General features: G+C 57.1%; 8 protein-coding genes. 6 read left to right on the top strand and 2 right to left on the bottom strand.

Going from position 1 to position 6461, the window contains the following annotated elements:
* Window positions 1–38 precede the first annotated feature (38 nt).
* Together IT585_09170 and IT585_09165 are read left to right on the top strand one after the other, a co-directional pair.
* The gene (locus IT585_09170) at window positions 39–2516 is read left to right on the top strand and encodes a thrombospondin type 3 repeat-containing protein (GenBank protein ID MCC6963409.1); all 2478 of its coding nucleotides are present in this window, start codon (window positions 39–41) and stop codon (window positions 2514–2516) included.
* Between the two features lie 43 nt (window positions 2517–2559).
* Window positions 2560–2997: a hypothetical protein gene (locus IT585_09165; protein ID MCC6963408.1), complete on the top strand. Its 438-nt coding sequence runs from the start codon at window positions 2560–2562 to the stop codon at window positions 2995–2997.
* A gap of 335 nt (window positions 2998–3332) precedes the next feature.
* Here IT585_09165 and IT585_09160 read toward each other — a convergent pair whose 3' ends face one another.
* Entirely contained in the window at window positions 3333–3497 is a 165-nt protein-coding gene (locus tag IT585_09160; protein ID MCC6963407.1) for a hypothetical protein, read from the bottom strand.
* 254 nt (window positions 3498–3751) lie between these two features.
* On the opposite strand from IT585_09160, the gene IT585_09155 reads away from it, so the two are divergent.
* Genes IT585_09155 through IT585_09140 form a run of 4 tightly spaced genes read left to right on the top strand, consistent with a single transcriptional unit; the run spans window position 3752 to window position 5761 of the window.
* Entirely contained in the window at window positions 3752–4120 is a 369-nt protein-coding gene (locus IT585_09155; GenBank protein ID MCC6963406.1) for an iron-sulfur cluster assembly accessory protein, read from the top strand.
* Between the two features lie 6 nt (window positions 4121–4126).
* Complete coding sequence (locus IT585_09150) at window positions 4127–4411, top strand: DUF2480 family protein (GenBank protein ID MCC6963405.1); 285 nt, start codon at window positions 4127–4129, stop codon at window positions 4409–4411.
* Window positions 4401–4763, top strand: coding sequence for a 2Fe-2S iron-sulfur cluster binding domain-containing protein (locus tag IT585_09145; GenBank protein MCC6963404.1), 363 nt, complete (start codon window positions 4401–4403; stop codon window positions 4761–4763). Before IT585_09150 ends, IT585_09145 begins: the two co-directional genes overlap by 11 nt.
* The gene (locus tag IT585_09140; GenBank protein MCC6963403.1) at window positions 4760–5761 is read left to right on the top strand and encodes an NAD(P)/FAD-dependent oxidoreductase; all 1002 of its coding nucleotides are present in this window, start codon (window positions 4760–4762) and stop codon (window positions 5759–5761) included. Before IT585_09145 ends, IT585_09140 begins: the two co-directional genes overlap by 4 nt.
* 52 nt (window positions 5762–5813) lie before the next feature.
* Here the strand turns inward: IT585_09140 and IT585_09135 are convergent, their stop codons facing one another.
* A complete protein-coding gene (locus tag IT585_09135) occupies window positions 5814–6293 on the bottom strand; it encodes an SRPBCC domain-containing protein (protein ID MCC6963402.1) in 480 nt (159 codons plus the stop codon).
* Between the last annotated feature and the right edge of the window lie 168 nt (window positions 6294–6461).

Genomic DNA, 6461 nt, shown 5'->3' with positions numbered 1-6461 from the left:
CGGTGGTGGGGCCGAATATCTCCAATTGGGATGTAATCGTGGTCGCGCACGAAATGGGGCACAACTCCGGGACGTTTCACACGCATGACGGCTACACGCCGACGATCGACGACTGCGGAAACGGTGTTCCGTCACGCGGCTCAATCATGAGTTACTGCCACACATTCGCGGGATTGACGGCGAATACCGATATGTTCATGCACCGGCGGGTTGAAGAGGTCGTCGAGGCAGAGTTTGCCTCGCTCGGATGCTTTGACTTCGATTGCAACGACAACGACACTGCAGATGCACTTGACATCGCCAACGGCTCGGCCACGGATGTCAATCTTGACGGCATTCCGGACGGCTGTCAGGACTGCAACGGCAACGCGGTACTGGACCCATCCGAAGTCTCGCCAGTTACCGACGTGAATTCCAACGGCGTTCTCGACGTCTGCGAAAGCGACTGCAACGGGAACGACATTCCCGATGAGTATGATATTACCCTTGGGAATGTCGACGATCTCGACGGCAACAATATCCCTGACATCTGCGATCCTGACTGCAACAGCAACTTTGTTCTCGACTGGGACGAAACTAACAACGGGGTGGCGCTCGATTATGACCGCAATGCCGTGCCGGATGTCTGCCAAGACTGCAATGCCAACGGTATCAGCGACTGGATCGATCTGGGGCGGGAGTTCAACCTCTACGTCGGCGATCAGTCGGGCGCCATCAAGGAATTCCACCGCGCCAGCGGCTACCCGATCACAGCTTTGGCGACCGGATCATTTTCACCGCGCTACCTGGCATTCAATCCGAACAACGGTCTGCTGCTGGCAAGTAACGGTTCAACCGGCGACATCAAGCAGATCAATCCGGCAACCGGTACGATCACGCAGTTTATCGTTCCCGGGCAAGGTGGGCTGAGCAGCCCGACCGGGCTGGTGTTTCGCGCCAACGGTAATCTGCTTGTCGCCAGCAGCGCCAACAACGTGATCGAGTTCAACGGCGCAACCGGCGCCACGGTCGGGACTTTTGTCGCCGCCGGCCTGGGCGGCTTATCGCAGCCGCAAGGCATGACGATATTCGGCAACCGACTGTATGTGACGAGCGCCGGCAACAACTCGGTCAAGGCGTACGATGCCACGACCGGCACTTTCATCGCAACTGTGGTCAGCAGCGGTTCGGGCGGCCTGTCGAGCCCGCGCGGGATTACGGTGTTGCGCGAGGATACGCTGTTGGTTGTGAGCAATGCGACCAACCAGGTATTGGCCTACAACGCCACGACCGGCGCGTTCATCGGGCAGTTCAATGATCTGCAGTCGCCGAGCAGCCCCTGGGGAATTACAGTTGGCCCCAACGGCAACGTCTTCGTCGCCGAGAACAATCTAAGCGGGAGCACCCCGCGGGTAGTTGAGTTTCTCCCGAACGGCCGCTACATCCGCCGCTTCGTGCGCGGCTCCAATAGTGGTTTGGTGAGTCCGACGGATATCGCTTTCAAGCCGGTTTCCCCGCTCGACTGCAATCGCAACGGACAGCTTGATGCCTGTGATATCATCCAAGGCGTCTCGCTTGACTTAAACAGCAATGCCGTTCCCGACGAATGCGAGACGGCCGATACCGACGGCGACGAGTTCGTGGACGGCCTCGACAACTGTCCGGGCATCGCCAATCCGAATCAGAAAGACATCGACTTTGACGGCGTCGGCGATCCGTGCGACAACTGCAAGACCGTGCCGAACACCGATCAAGTCGATTCCGACGGGGACGGGCTCGGCAATTTCTGCGACAACTGTCCGACCATCCCGAATCCGCTTCAGGAGAATTCGGACGGTGATATTTACGGCGACGTCTGTGATCCTTGCCCGGGCGATGCCGTTAATGACGCCGACAACGACGGCGTCTGTAATGCCGTTGACAATTGCCCGAGCATCCCGAACACGAATCAGCTCGACTCCGACGGCGACAACCTGGGTGATCCGTGCGACCCCTGCCCGCTGGATGCTCTGAACGACTTGGATGATGACGGTATCTGCGCCGATGTGGACAATTGCCCGTCGATTCCCAACAGCGAGCAAACCGACATGGACGGTGACGGCATCGGTGATGCCTGCGATCTGTGCGCCTCGATGCCGAATCCGGATCAACTGGATACCGACCATGACGGCCGCGGTGACGTGTGCGATAACTGCCCGGTGATCGCCAATCCGGGTCAGCAGGATGCCGACGGCGACAGCGTCGGCAATTCATGCGACAACTGCATCTCTGTGCCGAATCCGGGGCAGGAGGACGCCAACAATAACGGCATCGGCGATGCCTGCGATTTCGTGTGCGGCGACGCCGACGACAGCCAGATGGTATCGATTTCTGACGCCGTGTATCTGATCAACTACATTTTCGGTGGCGGCCCGGCGCCGAGCCCGATCGAGTCCGGCGATTGCGATTGCAGCGGCGCGGTGACGATTTCGGATGCAGTGTATTTGATCAACTACATCTTTGCCGGCGGTCCGGCCCCGTGTGCCGCCTGCCCATAAAGTTGCACTTGAGTCGGGCGGCCGCCGAAGGCTGCCCCTGTCGTTGAAAGTGGCAAGATACTTCAGCAAGAAGACCGGTAAACCAAGTTTCACAACCACCCGCCGGCTACCGAAAGTACGGCAGGCGGCGCCGGACGTCGAGACGGGCTCGAACCGCAAGGTGCGATCACAACTCGAGAAGGTCTGCGTCCAGTACTTCGAACGGCACGGCATCGCCTACATCTATGAACCCCTGCTGCTGTTGGCCGGCCGGCAGTACCGCCCCGATTTCTTCCTGCCGGACTGTGATCTCTTCATCGAAATCTGCGGTTACACGCACATGCCGTTCTATGTCGATCGAATGGAAGAAAAGCGGCGGCAATATGCGGCGGCCGGACTCAAAGCCGAATTCCTCGTTGCCCGCCGCTCGGCCGAACTGCTGGCGCAGCTAAACGAACTGCTGCCAAAACGACCGCAACAAAAAGGCACGCCGCCGCGTTAACTTATTCAGATCCCAAGTGCAACGTCGGGGCGTTTAATCGAAATACAACTGAACAAAATCCTGTTACCGACGTAGATATGTAAGTGCTTACATAAACTAACGACGCCGGTGATTTCACGAATCCGTGACTGAAGCGTCTGTTAGCGTGGGGATCGGCAGAGGCCGGAAGTAGTGACGAACTGAAAGACTTGCGGTGGCAGACTCTCTCCATCGTAAGGCTGGACAACCCCGATTGGCGTCGTGAGGACGTCCGCCAATTGTGGGTGGAAACGGGGCGGGTTGCTGGACCCGCCCCGATTATTTGGGAGCGCCGCGACTGCTTGAGTGCGGGACGGCTACTTTTCCCCCTCCAGCTCCGCCAGTTCCTTGCGCGCCTTCTTAAGCTTCTTATAAAGATGGTCAATCAGCCGATGATCTGGCTGTGGCCGTTGTTGCGCCTGGGCATATTCGGTCTCAAGCTGCTCGATTTCCTTCTTGAGCGCGGCGGCTTTATTTGTCATGGCGGGCTCCTTTCAGTCGTAAGTTATACTATTCGGTTGAGGGGCAATGTACAAGTAAGCTTTTGGGATCGAACCTAACAACCGACAGAAAGCAGGCAAATTCCATCCTCAACTGCTGACAATACGTGCCGAAACTAACAAACGAGCCACTGGAACTGCGACGTAGTTCGTTTGTTATCTTATCGGAGAGGCCGAAGGAGTGGTTGACGGCCAATCCGAAAACATAGTCGTGTAAAGGACAGAGACTTATCCACATGGTCAACAACCCCAAAGCCGACGAAAAAACTCAGGTTCCTTCGATTCAACTCACTCCGGCTGCGATCGGAGAAATCCGCCGCAGAATGAGTGCGCAAGCCGATCCCGACAGGAACCAGCTGCGTCTCTGGGTGGAGGCAGGTGGTTGTTCGGGACTGTCCTACGAAATGGAGTTCGTCAAGGATAAGCAAGAGAGGGACTTCGAGTTCAATTTCGACGGTTTGACCGTTCTGGTGGAGTCGCGCTCGATGCCCTACATCACCGGGATGACGCTCGACTACTCCGATAAGATGGTCAACGGCGGTTTCCAGTTCTCCAATCCCAAGGCCAAGCGTTCCTGCGGCTGCGGGACGTCATTTTCCGTATAGGCGATAATGGAAGTCCTGGAGCTAACAGACTTCGCCGAAAACGGGGTGATTTTCGAGGCAGCATTTGACCAAAAATTCCGCGAGTACAATTGGGAGCGGTTCAACGGCAAGGCGGTCCGAATCTCCAATTGCGGCTTGCAGATTGTTCCCGGATGGGTATATATAACGGTTGGAATCGAACTGGCCGGCCGCGCCCGCAAGATCTTCTACGGCGACGCCAAGGAGCCGAAACGGCTTCACAAGCGCGACGGCGACAGCAAACCCGATACACAGGTCAGGCATGAGTCATAAGGTTACATTTCTTCCCCATAACGTCACCGTCGAGTGCGAGGATGACGAAACGATCCTCGAGGTCGCGCTCGCGCATGAAATCGAACTGGAGCACAACTGCGGTGGCAATTGCTGTTGCACCACCTGCCATATCATCGTCCGCGAAGGCGAGCAGAATTTGACCAAAATGGAGGAGGAAGAGGAAGACCGGCTGGAAGAATGTGCCGAGTTGACGCCGACCTCCCGGCTGGGCTGCCAGTGCCGGGTCAAGGGCGATGTGATGATCGAGATCCCCGAGCGCGATCCGTTCAAGCTGGACGGCCTGCAGGAACTTGAAGGCTACGGCGAAGAACTGCTGAATTCCGGTTCATGAGAAAAATCTACGACGTCGTCACCATCGGGGCGGGCCCGATCGGGCTGTTTGCTTCGTTTACGGCTGCCGATAAGGGTTTGTCGGCCGCCCTGGTCGATGCCCAGCCGCATGTCGGCGGGCAATTGACGGCGCTCTATCCTCAGAAATTCATCTTTGATGTTGCCGGTTACCCGAAGGTGTCGGCATCGGAGCTGGTTGAGGAACTCAATCGGCAGGTGCGGCAGCATGAGGTGCCGATCCTACTGGAATTTAGGGTGGTGGGCCTAAGCCGCGAGCCGGAGGGGGATTGGAAGCTTACCGCCGAAGACGGCCGCTATGTTCACGCCAAGTATGTCTTAATCGCGGCCGGCGCGGGGATGATTCAGCCGCGCAAGCTGGAAATTGAGGATCCGGACCGGTATTACAATAAGGGGTTTGAATATGTCGTCCGCGATGTCGAGCACTACCGCGATCGGCGCGTGCTGGTGATCGGCGGCGGCGACACGGCGCTGGACTGGGCGAACTACTTCACCGGAATCAGCACAGACGTGACGTTGATCCACCGGACGCAGAAGTTCGTCGGGTTTGAGGGCTCGCTCAAGCGTCTGCAGAAGACCTCGTGCAAGATCGTCATGGACACCAAGCTGATCGGAATCAAGGGGGACGGTAAGGTTGAAGCGGCGGTAATTCAGAACGTCAAGGACAACTCGACGCAGGAAATGCCGGTCGACCGGATTCTCGGATGTCTGGGGTTTATCCCGAAGCTGGGCTTCATCAAGGAGCACGGCTTCGAGATCGCCGAGGGTTCAATTAAGTCGGACATCAACATGCGCACGAACGTCGAAAATATCTACGCCGTGGGCGACATTTCGAATCATCCGGGACGGATCAAGCTGATCTCAACCGGATTCGGTAACGTGCAGATCGCTCTCAACCACATCGTGATGCTGGAGAGCGAATTCCGCGACGACCTGAAGACGGCGGCGCTCGAAGCCAAGGCGCAGCATCGGGATTTGTAGAGGCGCATTGCGCCTTGAGTCGTCAAGACTTGCATCAGCCTCAACTCACACTCTAACTGTTTACGTAATCCTGCCTATAGCTGCGCTTGGGGTCGTGGCTGCGCAGATCGAGGCCGTGTTCGAGATACGCCTTCAGGTTGGTCAGGAAGAAGGTCCAGCCCTGGATGCAGCCACGGTGGAGATTCCATTTGGACTTGGGGTCGGTCTTCATGCCGTACTGGTGTAATTCGCAGAGCGTGCCCTTGCCGTCCTTCTTGAAAGTCACCGCCACCTCGACCTTGCCGGGACCAAAGGGGAAGACGAGTTTGCGGTTCTTGACGATGTCGACAATCTTCGTCTCCAGCTTGTCGCCGGCCACCCACTCGAAATAGAGCCGACCGCCCTTCTTTGGCTCGATGACGGTCTTTTCAGTGAACCACTTCGAGACCAGCTTGTCATTGGTCCAGGCGGCGAAGACCTTTTCCGGCTTGGCGGTGATGAAGATACGCAATTTGAATTGCGTCCAATCATACTTGGGCTTCCTGGTTGCCATCAGCAACTCCTTTGGGTTGGGAACAATATCTTGTACTGGCTTGCTCTACGCATAAAGTGCCGACGGGTTGTCTGTCAATCGCCAAGTGGCGGCGGATGGACCGGGCGGCTTCGGATGTTTTGAGGTGAAAGGAATACGCATGTTCAGGGTCATGACAATTGCAGCGGT

The organism is Candidatus Zixiibacteriota bacterium (genome assembly GCA_020853795.1).
Taxonomy (GTDB): domain Bacteria; phylum Zixibacteria; class MSB-5A5; order CAIYYT01; family CAIYYT01; genus JADJGC01.
This window is presented reverse-complemented; position numbering and strand designations above follow the sequence as displayed.